The following is a 19,843-nucleotide window of genomic DNA, read 5'->3' as shown; positions in this document are numbered from 1 at the left end:
TGGAAATTTCTTATCGGTCCAGCGGGACGGACAGGTGCTGGTGGACCATCAGCCACCTGCCGTTCTTTTTCCGGAAAACCCTGGTGCCGCGGGACCAGCTGTCGACTCCGTCGGCGCGTACGTGGTCCAGTCCCCACGAGACCGCGATGTCCTCCCGCGTGATGACGGTCAGGTCCGGAGTCTCGAACGTGACATCGTCGCCGGTTTCCAGGCCGGCGCGGCAGACCTCGCGTAGGTCGTCGATGCCGTCGTAATTGCCGGCGTGCTCGTACGAGACGATGTCGTCGTCGATGTTTTCCATCAGACCGGCGAGATCCTTGGCCGCGGTCCGCTCCGACCAGTGCCGCTGGACCGCGCGTACGGCCGTCTCACCATCGTCGACGTGCGGAAACGAGTGGTGCTCGTGCGTGACGACCCACCGGCCGTTTTCCTTGCGCAGACCGATCGTCAGCCGGAGGCGGTTGGCCGGATCGTCGTCTTTGCCGCCACAGCGCAACAACGCGAAGGCGAACGCCACGTCGTCGCCCGCCGTGACCTCCAGCTCCACGATGTCGAAGGTGGCTCCTTGTTGCTGCCATTGGAAAAACGGCGGCCAGGCCTGCTCGTACGCCTCGATGCCGCGGACACCGTCATATGGCGGTGGCACGTCGTACACGACGATGTCGTCACTGTGGTCGGCGAGGACCGCCGGCAGGTCACCGTCGTGGACGGCCGTGGCCCAGCTCTGGATCAGGGTGCGGATCTGCTCTTCGTTCGTCATACCGGTGAAACCCCGGCGGCCGCGCTAACTCATCGCGTCGCCGGCAAGTTTCTCCGGCAGCCCGAAGGCGGCGAAGTCGGCCTGGAGGAACGAGACGACCTCGGCGATCCGGTCGCCGCGGATGACGACCAGGTCGAGACCGGCCGGCACGTAGGCGGACCCGTCCCACATGTACGTGCCGAAGGCCAGCTGGCCGTTGGCGGTCGCCGGCAGAAACCGCCAGCGCTCGGCCAGCGGTCCGTCGAGGAGGAAACGCCGGATGTCGGTCAGTCCGGCGAACCACTGCGGCAGCGGCGGCATCGAATACCTGGCGTCCTCCGTCAGCATCGCGACGATCGCGTCCACATCTCCGGCTTCCCAAGCCTGGACGTAGCGCCGCGCGACCTCGCGTTTCGTATCAATGCCAACCGACCGCTGCGTTTCGCGCGCGCCGACCGCTTTGCGCGCGCGCTGAAGCGCACTGTTGACGGCGGCTTCGCTGGTGTCGAGGAGCGCGGCCACCTCTTTGGCGGCGAAGCCGAGGACTTCGCGGAGCAGCAAGACCGCGCGCTGCTGAGGGTTGAGATGCTGCAGCGAGGCGACGAACGCGAGCTCGACGCTCTCCAGCGCGACCGCTTTCGCCTCCGGATCGAGATCGGCGGTCCAGTCGTCGGGATAGGGCTCCAGCCAGGCGATCTCCGCACGCGGCTCGGTCAGGTCGGTCGGCAGCTCGCGGCGCTGGTGTCGCTGGAGATGGGTCAGGCAGCGGTTGGTGGCGATGCGATAGAGCCAGGCACGGAAGGTGCCGCGGTCCTGGTATGTGCCGATGCCGCGCCACGCGCGTACCAGCGTCTCCTGGACGGCGTCCTCGGCATCGTGCGCCGAGCCGAGCATGCGATAACAGTGCGCCTGCAGCTCGCCTCGGTGTGGCCCGACCAGCAGCCCGAAGGCGTGTTCGTCGCCACCGCGCGCCTTCGCCAGCAACTCCTCCATCGGGCCGAGCCTACGAGCGAGCCGGGTCAGCTCTCGACGGCGGCCGACTCGCGCAGGCGCTCGCAGTCCTGGGGCCCGGCCTCGATCGGCTTGTCGAGTCCGATCGACGCGAGCACCAGGCCGATCACCAGCGGATCGTTGGGCAGCTGCGTGTGCCGCGTACGGTCGTCCGCGCACACCTTCTGCAGCTGCGTGTTGACCGACGACTTCAGCTCACCGGACGACGGCGGCACCACGGTGTCGTCGTACGCGGTCCACATCGACGCCCACAGCGGACCGGGCGGCGTCTCGTCGCCGCTGTTCAGCGCGGTCAGCAGCGACGAGTGCTGGGCCAGCTGCTGGCACGCGGTCGGGCAGGTGTCGGAGGCCACCGCGAACGCCAGCCCGGCCAGCTCCGTGCCGTGGTGCGGCGACGCGATCGTCACGACCCGGCGGGTGTGTGGCGCGCCGCCGAAGTCCTTCTGCCACAGGCGTACGGCCACACCGCCGGCCGAGTAGCCGATGACGTCGAGGCTCGGCGCCGCCGCGCGCAGTCTGTCGGCGGCCGCGGCGATCAGCTTCGCCTGCGTCCGCAGGTCGCCCTGCGCCTTGTCCGGCAGGTCGAGCACCCGTACGGTCCGGCCGCTGTCGGTGATCCGCTTCGCCAGCCGCGACAGCACCGAGACGTCGCCGCCGTAGCCCGGCACGATCAGCACCGGCCCCAGCACGTCCTGCGGAGCGTAATAGATCTTCGTCTTCATTTCTGGCTGCGGTGTCGGCCGAAACAGCACAAACGCACCGACAACCACGAGCACCAACACAACGGAAACAGGCAGCCAAAGTCGACGCGCCACGCACAGCTCCCAGAGTCTCAGTTGCCGCTACCAACAAGGATGCCTCGGAAAGCGGCACTGCTCTCTCGGCTGACTCACAGGGTAGGTCGGCGAAACCAGATTGGAAGCCAATTGCGCACAATGGCCAGCAGGAGGCCAGCGGAATTAATCAATCAGGTCGCGAATGACCACATTTTCCTCGCGACCCGGACCCACGCCGACCACGCTGATCGGCGCGCCGGACAGCTCTTCCAGCCGCTCAACGTACGCGCGCGCGTTGGCCGGCAGGTCCGACATCTTCCGCGCGGTGGAAATGTCCTCCCACCAGCCGTCCAGATATTCGTAGACCGGCTTGGCGTGGTGGAAACCGGACTGCGTGGTCGGCACCGTGTCGGTGCGCTCGCCGTCCACGTCGTACGCGACACACACCGGCACCTTCTCCAGGCCGGACAGGATGTCCAGCTTGGTGAGGAAAATGTCGGTCAGGCCGTTGACCATCGTCGCGTAGCGCGCGATCACCGCGTCGAACCAGCCGGTGCGCCGGTCGCGGCCGGTGTTGACGCCGACCTCGCCGCCGACCTTGCGCAGCATCTCGCCGTACTCGTCGAAGAGCTCGGTCGGAAACGGTCCCGACCCGACGCGGGTCGTGTATGCCTTCAGGATGCCGATGACCCTGGTGATCCGGGTCGGTCCGATGCCACTGCCGACCGCGGCGCCGCCACCGGTCGGGTTCGAGGAGGTCACGAACGGATAGGTGCCGTGGTCGACGTCGAGCAGCGTGCCCTGCGACCCCTCCAGCAGCACGTTCTCGCCGCGGTCGAGCGCGTCGCGGAGCAACACGCGCGTGTCGGCGATCATCGGCTTGATCCGCTCGCCGCGCGCGAGCAGCTCGTCCACCACGGCGACCGGGTCGAGCGCCTTGCGGTTGTAGATCTTGGTCAGGATCTGGTTCTTCAGGTCCAGCGCGGAGGCGACCTTCTGCCGCAGGATGCTCTCGTCGAACAGGTCCTGCGTACGCACCCCGAGCCGGGCGACCTTGTCCTGGTAGGCGGGGCCGATGCCGCGGCCGGTCGTGCCGATCTTGGCCTTGCCGAGATAGCGCTCGGCGACTTTGTCGATGGCGACGTGGTAGGGCATGATCAGGTGCGCGTCGGCGGAGATCACGATGCGTGACACGTCGACTCCGCGCGCGGCCAGCCCGTCGATCTCCTCCAGCAACACGCCCGGGTCGATGACGACGCCGTTGCCGATCACGCAGGTGGCGTCTGGGGCGAGCACACCGGACGGGATCAACCGCAGCGCGTACTTCTCACCGTCCGGCGTCACCACCGTGTGACCTGCGTTGTTGCCGCCCTGATAGCGGACGACGTACTGGACGCGGCCGCCAAGCAGGTCGGTCGCCTTGCCCTTTCCCTCGTCACCCCACTGGGCACCAATCAGGACAACTGCAGGCATGACAGACTCCAGACGGCAGGCAGAAGGCCGTGCTTGAGGCTAACCGCCAGCGACCACCGCCACATCACTAGGGTCAACCCCGTGACCAGCGAAACCGCCGTCATGATCATCGCACCGGGCCCCGGCACGGGCACCCGCGTGCCGGTGCTGCGCTGCGCCGACGCGCTGCGCAAGCACGCCGAGGTGACGATCCGTGAAGTCGACTCGCCGGCCGACGCCAACGCGGCGCTCGCCGACGCCGACGGCCGGCGGTTGGTGGTCGCCGGCTCCGACGACGAGATACGCGCGGTGCTGCGCCAGCTCGTACGCCGCGTCGTGCCCAAAGCCGGCGACCGCACCGGCATCGCGGACAACCGGACGATCCCCGACCTGCCGCCGCTCGGCCTGCTGCCGCTGGACGGCTCGGCGACCGACGACCTGGTCGCCGTGCTCGGCCTGCCGCGTGAGCCGGAGGCGGTCGCCGCGGCCGTACGCGCCGACCGGACCCGCCGGCTCGACCTCCTGCGCCACGACGGCGGCTCGGTCACCGTGCACGCGGCGCTGCTCGGCGGCCGCGGCACCGATGGCCTGCCGGCGCCGTGGACCGCCTCGGTGACCGTCGACGACACGGTCCTGTGCCAGCCGGACGAGATGCTGCTGGCGGTCGGCGTGACCAACGCCGGCCGGCTGGAGGCACTGCCCGGGCTGGCGTTGACCAGCGACGCCGATCCGGCCGACGGCGCGCTCGACGTGGCGGTGGCCGTGCCGGTCAGGCGCGGTCGCTGGCCCCGCAAGCCGCGGACCGAGGTCGAGGTGCGCAGGTTTCGCGGTCGCGCGGTCGCCATCACCCCCTCTGACGTGCGGATTCCCGCGCTGGACGATGGCGCGGAAGGGGTCGTCAGCAGGAAGCGGACATGGTGGGTGGAGCCGTCGGCGTGGGCTGTATACACAGGCTGAGACCCCTTCGGCTGCGGCGGCGTGCGCGGATGGCGCAGAATCGAAGGACATGGCCGTCAGCAGACGGTAATGAGCAAGGAAAGAAACGACTGGGGGCTTGCGCTCGTGCAGGACAACACCGACCGCGACCCGGCCGCGCCTGAGCGCGACGGTCAGCTGCCTGACGCCGGCGGTTCGGAGTCGCCGTGGGCCCCGCGCGGCACCGCGTGGTCCGGCCAGCACGTCGCTCCGCAGCCGGAGGCCGGCCCGAACGGCTGGCCGGCGGACCCGGCCGGCGACGACGCGGGGCGGACCCGGCTGTGGCCGGACCAGCCGCGGCAGGAGGCTCAGCAGACCTCGCCGCCGGCCGGCTCGCCGTACGAGCCGTCGTCGTACCAGGTCCACGACTACGGCAGCGCCGAGCAGCCGACCAACATCCAGCCGAACGGCTGGCCGAGCTGGCCGGAGAGCGGCTGGCCGCAGTCACCGCAGACCGACCCGGCGGGTGCGGCCGCCGAGGAGCCGGTCTCACCGGTCGGCAACCACGCGCAGAACCTGCCGGTGACCGGGGACGGCGAGCAGGCAGACAAGGCCGAGGAGCACGAGGAGCCGGCCCGCGGCGTCGCGCACATCCCCGACCAGCCGGCCGAGACGCCGGAGGCGGCGTCGGTGTCCGGTGGCGCGCCAGCCGAGGACGCCGCCCAGCAGCCTGAACAGCCAGCGGAACAGCCGGCGGAGCAGCCAGCAGAACAGCCAGCGCAGGCCGCCGGCGGCTGGCCGCAGCAGGACGCCCCGCAACCCGACTGGCAACCGAGCTGGCCACCGGCCTGGTCCAACCCGGCCGACCAGCAGGCGCAGCAGCAGATGGATCCGCATCCGGACCAGCCACCGGCCTATCCGCCGAGCGAGTTCGCCAGCGGCCACTTCCAGGACGGCCAGTTCTATCCCGGCCACTTCCAGCCCGGGCACGGACAGCAGCCGTACGACCCGGCCGCGCACCAGCAGCAGGCCGGTTGGGGTCAGCCGGCGCAGGGTCACCCGGAGCAGGGGCAGCCGGCACAGGGCCAGCCCGCGCAGCAGCCCTATCCGCAGCAAGGCCAGCCGGCCGAGCAGGCGGGCTGGGGCCAGCCGCCGACCAACGCGTACGGCCAGCCGGCCTATCCGCAATACGACCCGAACGCGGCACCGCAGCAGCAATATGACCCCAACGCGGCCCAGCAACAGCAATACAACCAATATCAACAGCAGCAGCAGCCGCAATATCCGTATCAGCAGCAGCCAGGTGCCGGCCCGGCCGGAACACCGACCGCCGCCGACTTCGCCGCCCGCCGCGCGCACCGGCCGGAGGCACCGAAAGCCAACCAGGGCATCCAGGGTCTGGTGCGGCGCGCGTCCTTCGGTCTGGTGAAACCACCGCCGGGCCGGCGTGAGGTCGAAACGCGTACGGCGATCGCGATGGTGCGGCGGAATTTCGGCGGCCTGCGCCAGGTGACGATCGTCAATCCCAAGGGCGGTGCGGGAAAGACCGTCGCGGTGCTGATGATCGCGATGACTTTCGGTCAGCAGCGCGGTGGTTACGTGCTCTCCTGGGACAACAACGAAACCCAGGGCACGCTTGGCATGCGCGCGCAGCAGGACTTCCACGCGCGTACGGTCCGCGACCTGCTCGCCGAGCTGCCGTCCTTCACCGGACCGAGCGGCCGGGTCGGCGACCTTTCCAAGTTTGTCCGTGCGCAGGGCGAGGCGATGTTCGACGTGCTCGCCTCCGACGAGTCGGCCACCGCGGGAGAAATGCTGACCGCGCAGGCGTTCGCGCAGATCCGCGATGTGGTCAGCCGGTTCTACAAGCTGATCGTGGTGGACACCGGCAACAACGTGCGCGCCGCCAACTGGCAGGCCTCGATCGAGGCGACCGACCAGCTGGTGGTGCCGATGTCGGCGCGCGGCGACTCGGCCGAGACCGCCTCCCGGATGCTCGACCACCTCGACCAGAACGGCCGGCACGACCTGGTCCGCCGGTCGGTCAGCGTGATCTCCATGCCGGCGAGCACCAAGGGGGTGGATTTGCCGGCGATACGCGCACATTTCGCGGCACGCACCAGAGCCGTGCTGACCGCACCGTACGAACCGCTGCTGGATTCCGGAGAACCGATTCGATATGGCGAGCTGAGCCAACGCAGCCGACTCGCCTGGCTCCGAATCGCCGCCGCGATCGCGGAAGGTCTCTGACAGCGCTTGCAGACGTTGTAGAACTTCGGCAGGTTGCGCCGGTTACCTTAAACTTTGCTGAAATCCGAAAAAGGTGGCCACACCCCCTGCCGAAGTCGCGGCCGGCATGGCATATTTGTTCCAAGGTCCTCACCGGCTTCCCCCGTGGTCGGTGAGGGCCCTCTTCTTTTTCCGGCCGGCCAGGTCGTCGTCCTACCTTTGACCCGCCGATGACCTCGACTTTCCTGCCAGGCCTGCCTTTCCTGCAGCTCGTTGGCAACAACGCTCTACAGTGGACAGTCCTGCCCGGCGGACTTTCCGCGCGGTCACTCACCTACCCGATCGGACAGGTGTCGCTCGACGCGTCGCACCTTCTCACGGAGCTGGTTGGTGTAGCCAGGTCGGATATCGGCTTTAAGGACTAGACCGACTCGCGGCGACCGCGCCGCGACCACGTCGACGGCCGCCTTGATGACCGGCATGATCTCGTCCCACTCGCCTTCGATGTTGGTGAACATCGCGTTGGTTTCGTTTGGCAGCCCCGAGTTACGGACCACCTCGACCGCCTCGGCGACCGCTTCGCTGACGCCACCGGTGTCGTCGCCGGCGGCCGGACTGATGCTGAAGGCCACAATCATGTTCTCTACTCTGCCAAAACCGCCGCGACCGCACGATCGGCCGACTCCTCGGCGGCGGCGCGGTCGGCCGCGACCAGGCCGATGCGCGTACGCCGGTCGAGTAGGTCGGCGGACGTCAGCGCGCCTTCACGACGGAGTGCGAAAACGAATTCCGCCATTGTCGTCGACTGTCCGGCCGCGACCGGGTCGGCGCCGTCCATCGCGGCCACCTCCGGCGCCTCAATGCCGTAGCGGTCGACCAGCCGGCGCGGCGCGCGTACGGCCTCCAGGCGCACTCTCGGCGCCGCACCGACCAGCGGCAGCCGGCGGGTGCGGCACGGCCCCGCGGTGAGACCAGCGGACCGTACGGCCGCGTCGACGGCGTCCTCGGCCATCCGTCGGTAGGTGGTCAGCTTGCCGCCGACGACTGTGATGACGCCGGTCTCGCCGCGGAGCACCGCGTGCCGGCGGGACAGGTCGGCGGTGCGGCCGGCGCCACTGTCCAGCAGCGGCCGCAGCCCGGCGTACGCGCCGAGCACCTGGTCGGCGCGCACCGGCACGTCCAGGTCGCTGTTGACGATCTTCAGCAGGAACGCACGCTCGGCCTCGGTCGGCTCCGGCACGTCCGGGATCGGACCGTCCGCCGGCTCGTCCGTCAGTCCGACGAACACCCGGTCGTCGACCTGCGGCAACACGATCACGAAGCGGTTGCGCTCGGCCGGCACCGGGATGGTCAGGCCGGTCCGCAGGCCGCCGAACACACTGTCCGGCAGCACGAGATGCGTGCCGCGGCTCGGCCGCAGCGACACGTCCGGCGCGTTTTCCGCGGCCCACACACCGGTCGCGTTGATCACAACGCGCGCGTTGAGGGCGATGGAGTCGCCAGTACGCGTATCGCGCAGGACGGCGCCGTTGCCGGACATTTGCTCGGCAGCGCACCTGGTCAGCACCTTCGCACCGTGGCCGGCGGCCGTACGCGCGATGGCGACGACCAGACGCGCGTCATCTGTCAGCTGCCCGTCCCACGACAGCACCCCGCCGCGCAGGCCGTGCCGGCGCAGGCCGGGCACCAGCCGGATGACCTCGCCGACCGGGATGTGCCGCGAACGCGGCAGCTCGCGCACCGGTGTGCCGGCGGCCGTACGCAGCAGGTCGCCGGCCAGCGTGCCGGCGCGTACGATCGCGTGCGCGCTGCTGGGCGTGTCGGTGAACACCGGCGTGACCTGCGGCAACGCGCGGACCAGATGGGGAGCGGTGAAGCGCATCAGCAGGCCGCGCTCGACCGCGCTCTCGTACGCGACACCGACCTGGCCGCTGGCCAGATAACGCAGGCCGCCGTGCACCAGCTTCGAGCTCCACCGGCTGGTGCCGAAGGCCAGGTCGTGCCGCTCGGCCAGCACCACCGACAGGCCGCGGCTGGCGGCGTCGAGCGCGACGCCGGTGCCGGTGACACCGCCGCCGACCACGAGCACGTCCACCTTCGGCTCGCCGGCCAGCGCGGCCCACTCCGCGGCGCGGCGGTTGGCGTTGAGCGCGGTGTTCATGGCGTCAGATATCCGTCCATCAGGCGACCGAACTCCTCGACGAGCTGCGGCGCGGCCAACTGGTCGGCGACCACACGGTGCGACAGGACCGTCGACTGCGCGGCCAGCAACAGCATGCGAGCCAGCGCGGCCGGCTTGCCGTCGCGGATAGAACCATCGATCTGACCTGCGACGATGTCCACTTCCAACGCGCGCAGCAGAGCCAGCTGGCTGGCGCCGAGGCGATAGAAGACATAGGGCAGCAGCAGCTCGGGATCGGAGTCCAGGATCTTGGTCATCAGCGGGTTGGCGATCGCCGCGGCGGCGGCGCGTACGGCCTGGCGGACCAGCCGGTCGCGCGCGTTGTCGCCGACGTCCACCGCCGCCTCGGCGGCGATCGCGGCCATCTCGCTGGTGATCAGGTCGGCGAGCAGCGCGCGTACGTCCGGCCAGTGGTTGTAGACCGTCGGCCGGCTCACGCCGGCCCGGCGCGCCACCTCGGTCAGCGTCGTCCGCTGCGCGCCGTAGGCGAGCACACAGTCCCGGGCCGCGGCCAGGATGTCGGCCGAACTTTTACGTTTTTGCGGCATGTGTAAAACTGTAGACCATGACATGGCTCGACTCCGGAACCGCTCCGCTCCTCAGCCGCAAGTGGCCGCTGCGCTTCGCCGCTTGCCGTTCGATGCTCACGAACCCGTCGCCTTCGCGATGACCATGCTCTGGTATGGCTGGGGAGATCCGGCGGCTCGTACCGAACTGCCGGAGTCGGCGCGGCAGCTGCTGGTGTCGGCGCTCGGCCTGCCGGTGACCGGGCCGGACGCTCCGGACGAGGCGTCGGTCACGCTGCCCGATCCGCTGCTCCCGGCCGATTTCGTTGCCGTGCTTGGCCAAGCGTACGTCCTGACCGACACGCATTCGCGATTGCTGCACAGCGCCGGGAAAAGCACGATCGACCTTCTTCGCATGCGCGCCGGCGAGGTGGACGCGCCGGACGCCGTGCTGCTGCCCGGCTCCGAAGACGAGATCGCCGCCGTTCTGGCGCTTTGCGCAGAGTCTGGCGTCTGCGTCGTGCCTTTTGGTGGTGGCACAAGCGTTGTCGGCGGTGTCGGTGCGGTCAGGCATCCGTATGTGGCGCTGGACCTGCGACGGCTTTCCGCCTTGGTGTCCGTCGATCCGGTCTCGCAGACCGCGGTCCTGCAGGCCGGCCTGCGTGGCCCGGAGGCCGAGCGGCTGCTCGGCGAGCACGGCTTCACTCTCGGACATCTGCCGCAGAGCTTCGAATACGCCACCATCGGCGGCTTCGCGGCAACGCGATCCTCCGGCCAGGCCTCGAATTTCTACGGCTCTTTCGCCGATCTCGTGGTCGGCCTCCGCGCGGTGACACCGTCCGGTGTGTTGTCGCTCGGCCGCGCGCCGGCTTCCGCGGCGGGTCCAGATCTTCTCCAGCTGATGCTGGGGTCCGAAGGCGTCTTCGGCGTAATCACCGAGGTGACCGTACGCGTCCGACCGGTGCCGGAGTCCACAGTGGACGAAACGTGGACCTTTCCGGACTTCTCCTCGGGTCTGGCGGCCGCGCGCGCGTTGGCCCAGGCCGACGCGACGCCGGCGGTCGTACGGCTGTCGGACGAGGCGGAGACCGGGATCAACCGCGCACTGGCCGGCGAGGAGCAGACCGGCGGGTGCGTACTCGTCGCCGGCTACGAAGGCGCCGCCTCCACTCGCGCGACGGAGATTTTGGCTTCTTCCGGTGGATCGAAGGCCTCCGCGAGCGACTGGCGAGCGCATCGGTTTCGCGCGCCGTATCTGCGTGACGCGCTGCTTGATGTCGGCGCGTTGGCAGAGACGCTGGAAACGGCGGCGTCGTACGCGGACCTGCCGCGGCTCTATGACGGCGTGCGGTCGGCACTGATGTCGGCGCTCGGGCGTGCGGTCGTGATGTGCCACGTCTCCCACCTCTATCCGACCGGCGCCTCGCTCTATTTCACCGTCGTGTGTGGACAGTCCGACGATCCTGTTTCGCAGTGGAACAAGGCGAAACAGGCCGCCGGTGACGCGATCGTGGCGGCCGGCGGCACGATCACCCACCATCACGCCGTCGGCGTCGACCACCGGCCGTGGATGGTGGACGAGGTGGGTGAGCTCGGCGTGGCGATCCTGCGAGCGGTGAAGGACCGGCTCGATCCGGCCGGCATTCTCAACCCTGGCAAGCTGATCCCGTGACCTTCGTCAGCGTCGTGGTGAATCCGGCCGCCGCCGCCGGCACCGGCGCTCGAGTGGCCGGCGCGGCTTTGGCTGTGTTGCGCGAAAACGCACGCGTCGAGGTGCGCCACACCGAAGGGGCGTCGGTGGCGGAGGTCCTGCGATCAGCGGTCAGCGACGGCCCTGACGCGCTGGTCGTGTGCGGCGGCGACGGCATGGTGCACGCGGCGCTGCAGGTGGTCGCCGGCGGCGAGCTGCCGCTCGGCGTCGTGCCGGCCGGCACCGGCAACGATTTCGCCCGCGCGCTTGGCATTCCGCTGCACGACCCGGTCGCCGCCGCGCGACTGATCGGCGGCGGATCGCCCCGGCCGGTCGATCTCGCGTGCGTCGGCGACACCTGGTTTGGCAGTGTGCTGGCCTGCGGCTTCGACTCGCGGGTCAACGCGCGTACGAACCGGATGCGTTGGCCACGCGGCCGGTCGCGCTACACCATGGCGACTTTCGCCGAGCTGGCCTCATTCCGGCCGGTCGACTTCGTCGTCGAGGTCGACGGAGAGTCGCGCGAGTTTTCCGGCATGTTCGTCGCGGTCGGCAACACCACCAGCTATGGCGGCGGCATGCGGATCTGTCCGGCGGCCGACCCGTACGACGGTCAGCTCGACCTCACAATGGTCTCGGCGGTGTCGCGTATCGACCTGTTGCGGATGTTTTCCTCGGTCTACCAAGGAAATCATCTGCGACATCCGGCCGTGTCGACGATGCGCGGCCAGCGCGTGCGGATCAGCTGTGCCGGCGTCGAGGCCTACGCGGACGGCGAGCCGGTCGGTGACCTGCCGGTCGAGATCACCCTGCGGCCGGCCGCCGCGCGTGTCTACACGTCTTCCTGATTCCGTACGGCCTTCACGATCTCCAGTATTTTCGTGGCACCGCAAGCCGTTGCCGACTCGGTCGCCTCGTCGAAGAGTTTTTCGGCTTCCTCGTCGCGATTAGCATGCCGCGCATGCTCAGCCAGCGCGAGCAACGCCGGCGCGATGCCTCGCTCGAAGCCGACCTTTCGCCGCAGCTCCAGCGACTGCCGAAGCAGTGACTCGGCCTCGTCCAGCTCACCGGCCTCCAGCGCGGCGAAACCCAGATGCCGTACGGCAAAGGACAAAACCAGGTCCTCGCCGGCCTTCACCGCCAACTCGCGGGACTTTTCGAAGAACGGCAACGACGCCGCCGTGTCCTTGCGAATGACTTGGTGGACCGTGCCGGCCCAGAACACCGCGTCGGCCTCACGAGCCGGGTCGCCGAGCTGCCGATAAAGCCGCGCGGCGCGCTCGAACAGCTCCAGCTCGCGCGGATTTTCCTTCCGGTCCTGGAAAAACCGCGCGTGCATCAAGCGGCCGCGGGCCATTGCCAGGTCGGCCTCGACCTGGTCCAGGTCACGCTCGCCGGTCTCCAACGCCTCGCTGTCGCCGTTGAAAAACGCGCGTTCGTACAGTTCGTTGGCCCAGTCGAGCCGATCCCGGTCGGTCATCAGATCCTTTCCGCCTGTTGCTGGAAACGCTCGTTGCCGATCGCGTTGGCCCATCGGGCGATGTCCTTGGCACGTACGTCGGCCGCCGCGTGGTCGCCTTGCTTACGGTCGAGCGTGGCCAGCAGCGTCCACTGCGCCAGCACTCCCATCACGACACCGGCCTTCGCCGCGTGCCATGCCGACTTTTCCCATTTTCGCCGCGCTTCCACCGGGTCGCCGGCGTCATCGTCGTCGTGGTCGCCGAGATGCCGCAGCACTTCCCAGGTGAGATCGTCGTCGTCGTATTTCTCGGCGATCCGCAACGCACGCCGATACCAGACCGGCGCGGCCGGCCGGTCGTCGCGGACGTTGTCGGCGATCAGGCCGCAGAACAAGCAGGCCCAGCCGGTGCGTGGCTCGTCCGGCGCGGTCTCGACCAGCCACACGGCCGTACGCTCCAGGTCGGCCACCGCCGCTGCGTCGCGTTCGCCGTCGGACTCGATCGCGGCGAAATAGAGCTGCCGGAGTCGCAACATGCCGATGTCCCAGCGCATCGTGTCATCCGCGGCCGCGGCGACCGCGTCGGCGGCCAGGTCGATGGCCGCGACGGCGGTTTGTTGACCGAGCAACTGGTCGCGGCCGACCGCGATGCCGGCCTTGGTGATGGCGAGTCGGGCCTGTGCGTAGCGGTCGTCGACAGCTACGCTCGCGGCCGCCAACAACTGCTCGGCCGCGGTCCAGTTGGCGGCCTTGACCAGCGCGGTCACCGCTCGAAGAAGATCGTCGACCGGCACCGCGGCCGGCGACATCGTGTCCAGGTTGACCATACCTGGTAACGTACTTCACTGGAGAATATTTCTCCAGTGAAATTTTTGTGAACGTCGTCGATGGGACGGAAAGCGTGCCGGAGAAGGACAGCGTCGACCGCAATCTGGAGTACTGGCAGGAGGAGATCCCGGACCTCGACGCGCGCGCGGAGGAGATTGCCGGCCGCATCCACCTGCTGGCCAAGCACATGTCCAGGCCAAGGCAGCGGTCGCTGGAGGCACAGGGCCTGCAGCAGTGGGAGTTCCAGACGCTGAAGCTGTTGCGGCGACGCGGCCGGCCGTACGAGGCGACCCCCGGCGAGCTGGCGGCGGCGATCGGCCTGTCACCGGCGGCGATGACCAAGCGGCTGGACGGCATGGAGCGGTCGGGTTATGTGCGGCGCAGCCACGACTCGCAGGACCGGCGGCGGGTGACCGTACGGTTGACGCAGGCCGGCATGAAGGCGTGGTCGCAGGCGATCGACGAGCAGGGCCGCGTCGAGCAGAAGCTGGTGCACGCGCTGAACGCCGACCAGCAGGACCAGCTCGCCGCGCTGCTGCGCCAGATGTTGTTGCTCGCCGAGTCCGAGGGTGGCGCGCTCTGAGCCGCCACCCTCGGGTGGTTTGCTACTCCTCGGCGCTTTCCAGCGCCACCAGCGCGGCCGCGCTCTTGGCGTACTTCCAGTTGCCGAGGTCGCGGATCGTCTTGATCCGGAAGCCGGCCAGGATCTCGTCGTGCTTGGGCGTGAGGCCTTCCAGCGCGGACGGCGGCGCGTCCAGGATCTCGGCGAGGGACTTGGTCTCGTACTCCTTGTCGAGCAGCTTGTTCAGGTTGATTCCCATGTGCGACCCCCTGGTGAACTGGTAAGAGTCCTGACGGTGGAAGAGTGCCGTGGATCAACCCGCTCGGCAAATCCGACTCGCGCTCTTTACTCGTTCTTGAGGTCGATCCGTACGGTCAACGGCTCGACGCCGAGCATCCGGACCATCCGGCTGTTGAACGCCGGCAGCGTCCGCAGCCGCGCCCGCGGATCGTCGTCCGGCAGCAGCCGCGCCACGCCGGCATGCCAGCGGCCGCGGATCTGCACGCGCACGCGCGGATTCGCGGCGATGTTGCGCACGTACTGAGCCCGATGGCCGTCACCGCTGACCATCCAGAAGCTGCCGCCGACCACCTTCCCACCGACCGGTGTCCGGCGTGGCTGGCCGCTGACCCGGCCGATCGTCTCCAGCACCGCCTGGCCGCGGACGAACCGTGCCGTCCGAAGCGCCAGCGGATTGGCCAGATAGCGATGAAACAGGTCCGCGCGGCGTTTGAGGTCCACAGCCATGACATCCTCCTTGTCGAAACTGTCGGTCTCGTCAATCGTTGCCGAGACCGATAGTTTCGTCAAGTATGATGGCGGCATGGTGACCGAACCTCGCCAGCACACCGGCCGGCGCCGCAACGAGGCGGCTCGCCAGGCGATCCTGGACGCCGCGGCCGACCTGCTCGGCCAGCCGGACGGCGCCGCCGTGACCATCGACATGATCGCCGCCGCCGCCGGTGTCGGAAAACAGACGATTTATCGTTGGTGGCCGTCAAAAGGCGCGGTGCTGCTGGAGGCGATGACCGACCTCGCGCGCGCGAGCGCACCGACACCGGACACCGGATCGCTTGCCAGTGACCTGAAAACCTTCGTCTCGTCGACTTTTCGCGCGGCCGGCGCCGAACCGGCCGCCTCGCGGCTGCGAGCCGTGCTGGCCGAGGCGCAGCGTGACGCGCACGCCGGTGCGCTGCTGCGGGAATTCACCGGCCGCCGGCGCGACGAGCTGCACGGCATCCTGTCACGCGCCGCGGCGCGCGGCGAGATCGCCGCCGGCACCGACCTGGAGCTGGTGGTCGACCAGATCTACGGCGTCCTCTGGTATCGCCTGATGATCAGCCGCGCACCACTGACCGTACGCGTCGCTGGGCGGCTGACCTCGGCTCTGCTCCGCCAGTTTCACTGAGCGGCCAGCGGATACGGCGGGTGCGCGGCGGCCTCGGCGAGCAGCTCGGCCAGCACCGCCCCGTCCACATCGGACAGCCGCTTGAACCGGATGCAGCTCCGGCCGACCGACACCTTGCCGAGCCGGTCGGCGTACGCCTCGGCGAGATAGCGCGTGCCGTCCGCGGTCATCGCGGTGACGTAGAGCGACAGGTGGTTTTTCTGGCTGGCGAACAAAACCAGGGCCCAGTCGCCCTCTCGGCCGGAGTCGTACCGGTAGTGGTATTTGCCGTAACCTGGCATGCCGAATTCCATCGTCGGTGCCAGTTGCGGCGCCGCACGGCGTACGGTCTCGTCCAACGCGCGCACGTCCGCGCGGCGTGGCTCGGCCAATGCCTCGATGTATTCCGCATGCGTCTTCGCCATGCGGTCATGGTCGCACGTCAGCGCGTCGCGTCGCGGACGATCGTCTCCAGGTCGGAATGCTCCGGCCGCCAACCCAGCTCGCGAGCGGCCTTGCCGATGTCGGCGATTAGCGAGTGCGGCTCGGGTTTGGCCGGCCGATGGCATACCTCGATCCGCCGGCCGGTGACTTTTTCGGCCGTACGCACCAGATCCAGGATGCTGGTGCCGTGGCCGCTGCCGATGTTGTATGTCCCCGTGTGCGTCAGCGCCAGCCGCACGGCCGCGGCCACATCGGTGACGTGCACGAAATCCCGTACGGCGGTGCCGTCGCCGTTCACCATGAGCGGCTGGCCGGTGGTGGCGGCCAACACGCGCGGCAGGATACGACTCAGGTCAGTGTCGCGCCCGCCGGCGACGTTGAAGATCCGCAACACCGCGGCGTTTCCGTATGTGCCGACCAACTGCTCACCGGCGAGTTTGGCCGCGGCATAAGGGCTTTCCGGATGCGGCGGCAGGTCCTCGGTGAGTTGGCCGTCGTGCGCCGAGCCATAAATCGCGTTGGTCGACGCATAAACGATCTTCTGGTTTGTGGCCGCGGCAAGCACGTTCCTGGTGCCGCCGACGATGACGTCGAAGAATGTCAGCGGGTCCGCAAAGGACTGGTGGCCACTCGTCGGCGCGGCGAGATGGACGATCGCGTCGTACGCGCCCAGTTTCCCGACTTCGCCGGCATTTCGCACATCCGTGTGCGTACGCCGGCTGAACGCATCGGCGTCGTGACCGTATGCCCGCAGGTCCGTCAGGACAGCGCGGCCGAGAAAACCGGCGCCTCCGGTGACCGCGATCCGCATGCCGCCAAGTATGTCCGATGAGTTTCGCCGACCGCGCCGGTCTACCTCGCGAAGGCACCAACGGAGGAGAGAACGTGCGTGAGTTGATGGTCGACGTGTTCAGCACTGTCGACGGACATGGCGGGCCGCCGGTGCTCGACCTGGCTCTCATCCACACGACGACCATCGACGACCACCTCGTCGTCCTCGACTAACGCGTACGCGCTTAAAAGGAGACCTCATGCGTTCCATCACCGCCAGAATGTTCGTGACCCTCGACGGCGTCGTACAGGGCCTCGGCCGGACCGACGAGGACACCCGCGACGGCTTCGCCTACGGCGGCTGGGGTCCCGCGTACAACGACGAGGTGATGGGCCGTGAGCTGGGCAAAGGCATGGCCAAACCGGGCGACATGCTGTTTGGCCGGCGCACCTGGGAGGACTTCATCAGCGCGTGGGGACGCCGGACGGACGGCAACCCGTTCACCGCGAAGATGAACGCGGCCACCAAATACGTCGTGTCTCGGAGCCTGGCGGACGCCAGTGCCTGGGAAAACTCCGTCCTGCTGCGCGGCGACGCGGTCGAGACGGTCGCCAAGCTCAAGGCCGAGCCGGGGAACGATCTGTCGATCAACGGCAGTGCGGCGCTCGTACGCAGCCTGCACGCCGCCGGCCTGATCGACCACTACACCCTGCTGATCCATCCGCTGACTTTGGGCACCGGCGCGCGCCTGTTCGACGGGCCGGCGCCACTGACCAGGTTTGACCTGACCGGCAGTGTCACGACGCCGAAAGGCGTCATCATCGCGCACTACAGCAGGCACTGAATCACCAATCGTGGTGATGACCGCGGGGCCGGCGTGCGGGACTGTGGACACATCCAGCTGCTGAGAAAAGGAAACCCGACGATGACCAGACCATTCCGATTCGGCGTCGTGACACCAGTCCTGACCGACCTGCCGACGTGGCGAGACCGCGTCCGCCGTATCGCCGACCTCGGCTATTCCACCGTACTGATGCCGGACGTGCAGCAATGGCAGCCGGCGCCGGCCCCCACGCTGGCCGTCGCGGCCAGCATCGCCGACATCCGGGTCGGCACCTGGGTCTACGCGTCGCCGCTGCGGCCGCCGTGGAGCACCGCGTGGGAGGCGCATTCGCTGTCGGTGCTCACCGAAGGCCGCTTCGAGATGGGGATCGGCACCGGCCGACCCGGCATGGAGGACGAGCTGCGCGGCCTGGGCCTGCCGGTCGTGCCGCCGCGCGAGCGGCTTGCGCAGGTGCGTGAGAGCGTGGCGCGGCTGCGCGAGCTCGACGGCCCCGACCTGCACACGCCGGTGGTGATGGCCGTACGCGGCCCGAAGGCGCAGGCCGCGGCGGCCGAGCTGGCCGACACGGTCACCTTCGCGCTGATGCCCGGCGAAAACCGGGCCGACTACACGCAGCTCGTACGCGACTTCCGGGCCACCGCGGACCTCGAGCTGTCGCAGCACGTGGCGGTGATCGGCGACAAGGTCGCGCCGTTCATGGCGCCTCCGGACACCGACACGGCCGCCTTGCACGCGGTCGACGCGCTCGAAGTGCTGCCGAGTGACCCCGCGGCGGCCATCGAGGAGCTCCAGCGGCGGCGCGAGGAAATCGGCTTCTCGTACTTCGTCTTGGGTGCCGACTTCGCCGAGCTGTTCGCCCCGGTCGTCGCCAAGCTGGCCGGACACTAGTGTCGGAGGCGGGTCGGGTCACCTCTCACGATGCTTGGCCGTGATGGAGGTGACGAACCGGTTGATCGCGGCGATGCGGGGAATGCAGCTTGCCGCGATGGGCCGATTCGTCAGCCAGTACGACCCGCTGGCCCGCCGCTACACGGCCGCCGAAGTCGCCTCGGCGTTGAAGTGGACCACCAGGGCCGCCGCGAGTCGGTTGGAGTGGGGTGAGCATCTGACCACCACACTCCCCCGTACGCTGGCCGCGCTCTGCGCCGGCATCATCGACATCGCCAAAGCGCGGACGATGATCGAGCAGACCGAAATCATCGACCCGGACATCGCCGGCCAAGTGGAAGACACCGTCATCTCAGAGGCAGAGAACCGGAACTACCGGTGGTTCCGCGACGCGGTCAAGCGCACCGTCGCCACCCTCGACCCGGAAGGCTCCGAGCAGCGCCGTCAGGAAAAGAAAAAGCAGCGCAGGGTCGAAAAGGAAGACGCCGAGGACGGAATGGCGTGGCTGAGCGCGTTGCTGCCGGCGGAGAAGACCGAGGCGATCTACCAGCTCATCGACAAAATCGCGCACAGTCAGAAAACGGCCGACGATCCCCGCAGCATGGACGAGATCCGCGCCGACGTGCTGGCCGACCGGATCCTTGGCGACCCCGGCAACGTGAAAACCCGGCTGGACGTCAAAGTCAACGCCACGACGATGATTGGCCTGGACAACGAGCCGGGCCGCGTTGTTGGCCACGGGCCGATCACCGCCCAGCACGCGCGAAAGCTGGGCATGCGGCCCGGCAGCGAATGGTTCCGCCTTTGGACCGACGGCCCCACTGACACCGTCCTGGACTACGGCCGGCTCAAATACTAGCCAAACATGGTTCTCGCCGATTACGCCAGAGCCAACCCGCCAACGTGTATTTCCCCCAGCTGCAACAGGCCAGCGAACGAGCTGCGAGCTGGACCACACCGTGCCATTTCCAGACGGCCCGACATCAGCCGACAATCTCAAGCCGCTCTGCACGTACCACCACGAATGCAAAACCCACCACGGCCGGGACGTCACGAAGGTGACACCAGGCACGTACGTCTGGACCTCACCACTCGACCGCATGTACGTCGTCGGACTGGAGCAAGTCTCTCGTCCGCCTGGACGTGGCCACCGCGCATC

At 68.7% G+C, this 19,843-nt stretch carries 22 protein-coding genes; 9 read left to right on the top strand and 13 right to left on the bottom strand.

Annotation, left to right across the window (positions count from 1 at the left end; translation table 11 throughout):
* Nucleotides 1-10: 10 nt before the first annotated feature.
* From GNX95_RS44100 to GNX95_RS39475, 4 genes are all read right to left on the bottom strand, one after another.
* Complete coding sequence (locus GNX95_RS44100) at nucleotides 11-760, bottom strand: nuclear transport factor 2 family protein (RefSeq protein ID WP_163513033.1); 750 nt, start codon at nucleotides 758-760, stop codon at nucleotides 11-13.
* 24 nt (nucleotides 761-784) lie between these two features.
* A complete protein-coding gene (locus GNX95_RS39485) occupies nucleotides 785-1,732 on the bottom strand; it encodes a sigma-70 family RNA polymerase sigma factor (RefSeq protein ID WP_163513031.1) in 948 nt (315 codons plus the stop codon).
* Nucleotides 1,733-1,758: 26 nt separating this feature from the next.
* The gene (locus tag GNX95_RS39480) at nucleotides 1,759-2,472 is read right to left on the bottom strand and encodes a lipase family alpha/beta hydrolase (RefSeq protein ID WP_163513029.1); all 714 of its coding nucleotides are present in this window, start codon (nucleotides 2,470-2,472) and stop codon (nucleotides 1,759-1,761) included.
* A 237-nt stretch (nucleotides 2,473-2,709) separates the two neighbouring features.
* Complete coding sequence (locus GNX95_RS39475) at nucleotides 2,710-3,999, bottom strand: adenylosuccinate synthase (RefSeq protein WP_163513027.1); 1,290 nt, start codon at nucleotides 3,997-3,999, stop codon at nucleotides 2,710-2,712.
* Nucleotides 4,000-4,080: 81 nt separating this feature from the next.
* Between GNX95_RS39475 and GNX95_RS39470 the strand changes: the two genes are divergently transcribed.
* Together GNX95_RS39470 and GNX95_RS42830 are read left to right on the top strand one after the other, a co-directional pair.
* Nucleotides 4,081-4,935 (top strand): diacylglycerol kinase family protein, encoded by an 855-nt coding sequence (locus tag GNX95_RS39470; protein ID WP_222854283.1) that lies wholly within the window; start codon nucleotides 4,081-4,083, stop codon nucleotides 4,933-4,935.
* 69 nt (nucleotides 4,936-5,004) lie between these two features.
* Entirely contained in the window at nucleotides 5,005-7,143 is a 2,139-nt protein-coding gene (locus GNX95_RS42830; RefSeq protein ID WP_222854282.1) for a hypothetical protein, read from the top strand.
* Between the two features lie 305 nt (nucleotides 7,144-7,448).
* Here the strand turns inward: GNX95_RS42830 and GNX95_RS39460 are convergent, their stop codons facing one another.
* Genes GNX95_RS39460 through GNX95_RS39450 form a run of 3 tightly spaced genes read right to left on the bottom strand, consistent with a single transcriptional unit; the run spans nucleotide 7,449 to nucleotide 9,852 of the window.
* On the bottom strand, nucleotides 7,449-7,760 hold the full coding sequence (locus tag GNX95_RS39460; RefSeq protein WP_163513026.1) for a thiamine-binding protein: 312 nt from the start codon (nucleotides 7,758-7,760) through the stop codon (nucleotides 7,449-7,451).
* A gap of 5 nt (nucleotides 7,761-7,765) precedes the next feature.
* Nucleotides 7,766-9,283, bottom strand: a complete 1,518-nt coding sequence (locus GNX95_RS39455; protein ID WP_163513024.1) for a glycerol-3-phosphate dehydrogenase/oxidase — start codon at nucleotides 9,281-9,283, stop codon at nucleotides 7,766-7,768.
* Nucleotides 9,280-9,852 carry a TetR/AcrR family transcriptional regulator gene (locus GNX95_RS39450; RefSeq protein WP_163513022.1) on the bottom strand — a complete coding sequence of 191 codons (573 nt, stop codon included), beginning with the start codon at nucleotides 9,850-9,852 and terminating at the stop codon, nucleotides 9,280-9,282. Before GNX95_RS39450 ends, GNX95_RS39455 begins: the two co-directional genes overlap by 4 nt.
* Before the next feature lie 124 nt (nucleotides 9,853-9,976).
* Here GNX95_RS39450 and GNX95_RS39445 point away from each other — a divergent pair, with 124 nt between their 5' ends.
* Both GNX95_RS39445 and GNX95_RS39440 read left to right on the top strand, forming a co-directional pair.
* On the top strand, nucleotides 9,977-11,482 hold the full coding sequence (locus GNX95_RS39445; RefSeq protein WP_163513827.1) for an FAD-binding oxidoreductase: 1,506 nt from the start codon (nucleotides 9,977-9,979) through the stop codon (nucleotides 11,480-11,482).
* Nucleotides 11,479-12,348 carry a diacylglycerol/lipid kinase family protein gene (locus GNX95_RS39440; protein WP_163513020.1) on the top strand — a complete coding sequence of 290 codons (870 nt, stop codon included), beginning with the start codon at nucleotides 11,479-11,481 and terminating at the stop codon, nucleotides 12,346-12,348. The genes GNX95_RS39445 and GNX95_RS39440 overlap by 4 nt, the downstream gene beginning before the upstream one ends.
* Here the strand turns inward: GNX95_RS39440 and GNX95_RS39435 are convergent.
* Both GNX95_RS39435 and GNX95_RS39430 read right to left on the bottom strand, forming a co-directional pair.
* Nucleotides 12,333-12,980 (bottom strand): tetratricopeptide repeat protein, encoded by a 648-nt coding sequence (locus GNX95_RS39435; RefSeq protein WP_163513013.1) that lies wholly within the window; start codon nucleotides 12,978-12,980, stop codon nucleotides 12,333-12,335. The two genes, GNX95_RS39440 and GNX95_RS39435, sit on opposite strands and share 16 nt — an antisense overlap.
* A complete protein-coding gene (locus tag GNX95_RS39430) occupies nucleotides 12,980-13,786 on the bottom strand; it encodes a hypothetical protein (protein ID WP_163513011.1) in 807 nt (268 codons plus the stop codon). Before GNX95_RS39430 ends, GNX95_RS39435 begins: the two co-directional genes overlap by 1 nt.
* Nucleotides 13,787-13,833: 47 nt before the next feature.
* On the opposite strand from GNX95_RS39430, the gene GNX95_RS39425 reads away from it, so the two are divergent.
* Nucleotides 13,834-14,370 (top strand): MarR family winged helix-turn-helix transcriptional regulator, encoded by a 537-nt coding sequence (locus GNX95_RS39425; protein WP_222854280.1) that lies wholly within the window; start codon nucleotides 13,834-13,836, stop codon nucleotides 14,368-14,370.
* Nucleotides 14,371-14,392: 22 nt separating this feature from the next.
* On the opposite strand, the gene GNX95_RS39420 is transcribed toward GNX95_RS39425, so the two are convergent.
* Nucleotides 14,393-14,608 carry a hypothetical protein gene (locus GNX95_RS39420; protein WP_163513009.1) on the bottom strand — a complete coding sequence of 72 codons (216 nt, stop codon included), beginning with the start codon at nucleotides 14,606-14,608 and terminating at the stop codon, nucleotides 14,393-14,395.
* 86 nt (nucleotides 14,609-14,694) lie between these two features.
* The gene (locus GNX95_RS39415; RefSeq protein WP_163513007.1) at nucleotides 14,695-15,096 is read right to left on the bottom strand and encodes a nitroreductase/quinone reductase family protein; all 402 of its coding nucleotides are present in this window, start codon (nucleotides 15,094-15,096) and stop codon (nucleotides 14,695-14,697) included.
* A 76-nt stretch (nucleotides 15,097-15,172) separates the two neighbouring features.
* On the opposite strand from GNX95_RS39415, the gene GNX95_RS39410 reads away from it, so the two are divergent.
* Nucleotides 15,173-15,757, top strand: a complete 585-nt coding sequence (locus GNX95_RS39410; RefSeq protein ID WP_222854279.1) for a TetR/AcrR family transcriptional regulator — start codon at nucleotides 15,173-15,175, stop codon at nucleotides 15,755-15,757.
* Here the strand turns inward: GNX95_RS39410 and GNX95_RS39405 are convergent.
* Complete coding sequence (locus GNX95_RS39405; protein ID WP_163513005.1) at nucleotides 15,751-16,161, bottom strand: DUF1801 domain-containing protein; 411 nt, start codon at nucleotides 16,159-16,161, stop codon at nucleotides 15,751-15,753. The two genes, GNX95_RS39410 and GNX95_RS39405, sit on opposite strands and share 7 nt — an antisense overlap.
* A 17-nt stretch (nucleotides 16,162-16,178) precedes the next feature.
* Nucleotides 16,179-16,991, bottom strand: a complete 813-nt coding sequence (locus GNX95_RS39400) for an NAD-dependent epimerase/dehydratase family protein (protein ID WP_163513003.1) — start codon at nucleotides 16,989-16,991, stop codon at nucleotides 16,179-16,181.
* Between the two features lie 220 nt (nucleotides 16,992-17,211).
* Between GNX95_RS39400 and GNX95_RS39395 the strand changes: the two genes are divergently transcribed.
* From GNX95_RS39395 to GNX95_RS39385, 3 genes are all read left to right on the top strand, one after another.
* Nucleotides 17,212-17,796, top strand: coding sequence for a dihydrofolate reductase family protein (locus tag GNX95_RS39395; protein WP_163513001.1), 585 nt, complete (start codon nucleotides 17,212-17,214; stop codon nucleotides 17,794-17,796).
* Nucleotides 17,797-17,877: 81 nt separating this feature from the next.
* Nucleotides 17,878-18,684: an LLM class flavin-dependent oxidoreductase gene (locus GNX95_RS39390; protein ID WP_163512999.1), complete on the top strand. Its 807-nt coding sequence runs from the start codon at nucleotides 17,878-17,880 to the stop codon at nucleotides 18,682-18,684.
* Nucleotides 18,685-18,727: 43 nt separating this feature from the next.
* Nucleotides 18,728-19,543, top strand: coding sequence for a DUF222 domain-containing protein (locus tag GNX95_RS39385; protein ID WP_246281957.1), 816 nt, complete (start codon nucleotides 18,728-18,730; stop codon nucleotides 19,541-19,543).
* The last annotated feature ends 300 nt before the right edge of the window (nucleotides 19,544-19,843 follow it).

The organism is Fodinicola acaciae, from assembly GCF_010993745.1.
GTDB classification, from domain to species: domain Bacteria; phylum Actinomycetota; class Actinomycetes; order Mycobacteriales; family HKI-0501; genus Fodinicola; species Fodinicola acaciae.
This window is presented reverse-complemented; position numbering and strand designations above follow the sequence as displayed.

Excerpts from the sequence above, each read along its gene's own strand:
- GNX95_RS39460 (WP_163513026.1), bottom strand. The coding sequence starts at position 7,760 with ATGATTGTGGCCTTCAGCATCAGTCCGGCCGCCGGCGACGACACCGGT.
- GNX95_RS39390 (WP_163512999.1), top strand. The coding sequence starts at position 17,878 with ATGACCAGACCATTCCGATTCGGCGTCGTGACACCAGTCCTGACCGAC.
- GNX95_RS39400 (WP_163513003.1), bottom strand. The coding sequence starts at position 16,991 with ATGCGGATCGCGGTCACCGGAGGCGCCGGTTTTCTCGGCCGCGCTGTC.
- GNX95_RS39485 (WP_163513031.1), bottom strand. The coding sequence starts at position 1,732 with ATGGAGGAGTTGCTGGCGAAGGCGCGCGGTGGCGACGAACACGCCTTC.
- GNX95_RS39450 (WP_163513022.1), bottom strand. The coding sequence starts at position 9,852 with ATGCCGCAAAAACGTAAAAGTTCGGCCGACATCCTGGCCGCGGCCCGG.
- GNX95_RS44100 (WP_163513033.1), bottom strand. The coding sequence starts at position 760 with ATGACGAACGAAGAGCAGATCCGCACCCTGATCCAGAGCTGGGCCACG.
- GNX95_RS39480 (WP_163513029.1), bottom strand. The coding sequence starts at position 2,472 with ATGAAGACGAAGATCTATTACGCTCCGCAGGACGTGCTGGGGCCGGTG.
- GNX95_RS39410 (WP_222854279.1), top strand. The coding sequence starts at position 15,173 with ATGGTGACCGAACCTCGCCAGCACACCGGCCGGCGCCGCAACGAGGCG.
- GNX95_RS39430 (WP_163513011.1), bottom strand. The coding sequence starts at position 13,786 with ATGGTCAACCTGGACACGATGTCGCCGGCCGCGGTGCCGGTCGACGAT.
- GNX95_RS39475 (WP_163513027.1), bottom strand. The coding sequence starts at position 3,999 with ATGCCTGCAGTTGTCCTGATTGGTGCCCAGTGGGGTGACGAGGGAAAG.
- GNX95_RS39455 (WP_163513024.1), bottom strand. The coding sequence starts at position 9,283 with ATGAACACCGCGCTCAACGCCAACCGCCGCGCCGCGGAGTGGGCCGCG.
- GNX95_RS39405 (WP_163513005.1), bottom strand. The coding sequence starts at position 16,161 with ATGGCGAAGACGCATGCGGAATACATCGAGGCATTGGCCGAGCCACGC.
- GNX95_RS39435 (WP_163513013.1), bottom strand. The coding sequence starts at position 12,980 with ATGACCGACCGGGATCGGCTCGACTGGGCCAACGAACTGTACGAACGC.
- GNX95_RS39445 (WP_163513827.1), top strand. The coding sequence starts at position 9,977 with ATGCTCTGGTATGGCTGGGGAGATCCGGCGGCTCGTACCGAACTGCCG.
- GNX95_RS39415 (WP_163513007.1), bottom strand. The coding sequence starts at position 15,096 with ATGGCTGTGGACCTCAAACGCCGCGCGGACCTGTTTCATCGCTATCTG.
- GNX95_RS39395 (WP_163513001.1), top strand. The coding sequence starts at position 17,212 with ATGCGTTCCATCACCGCCAGAATGTTCGTGACCCTCGACGGCGTCGTA.
- GNX95_RS42830 (WP_222854282.1), top strand. The coding sequence starts at position 5,005 with ATGAGCAAGGAAAGAAACGACTGGGGGCTTGCGCTCGTGCAGGACAAC.
- GNX95_RS39420 (WP_163513009.1), bottom strand. The coding sequence starts at position 14,608 with ATGGGAATCAACCTGAACAAGCTGCTCGACAAGGAGTACGAGACCAAG.
- GNX95_RS39385 (WP_246281957.1), top strand. The coding sequence starts at position 18,728 with ATGGAGGTGACGAACCGGTTGATCGCGGCGATGCGGGGAATGCAGCTT.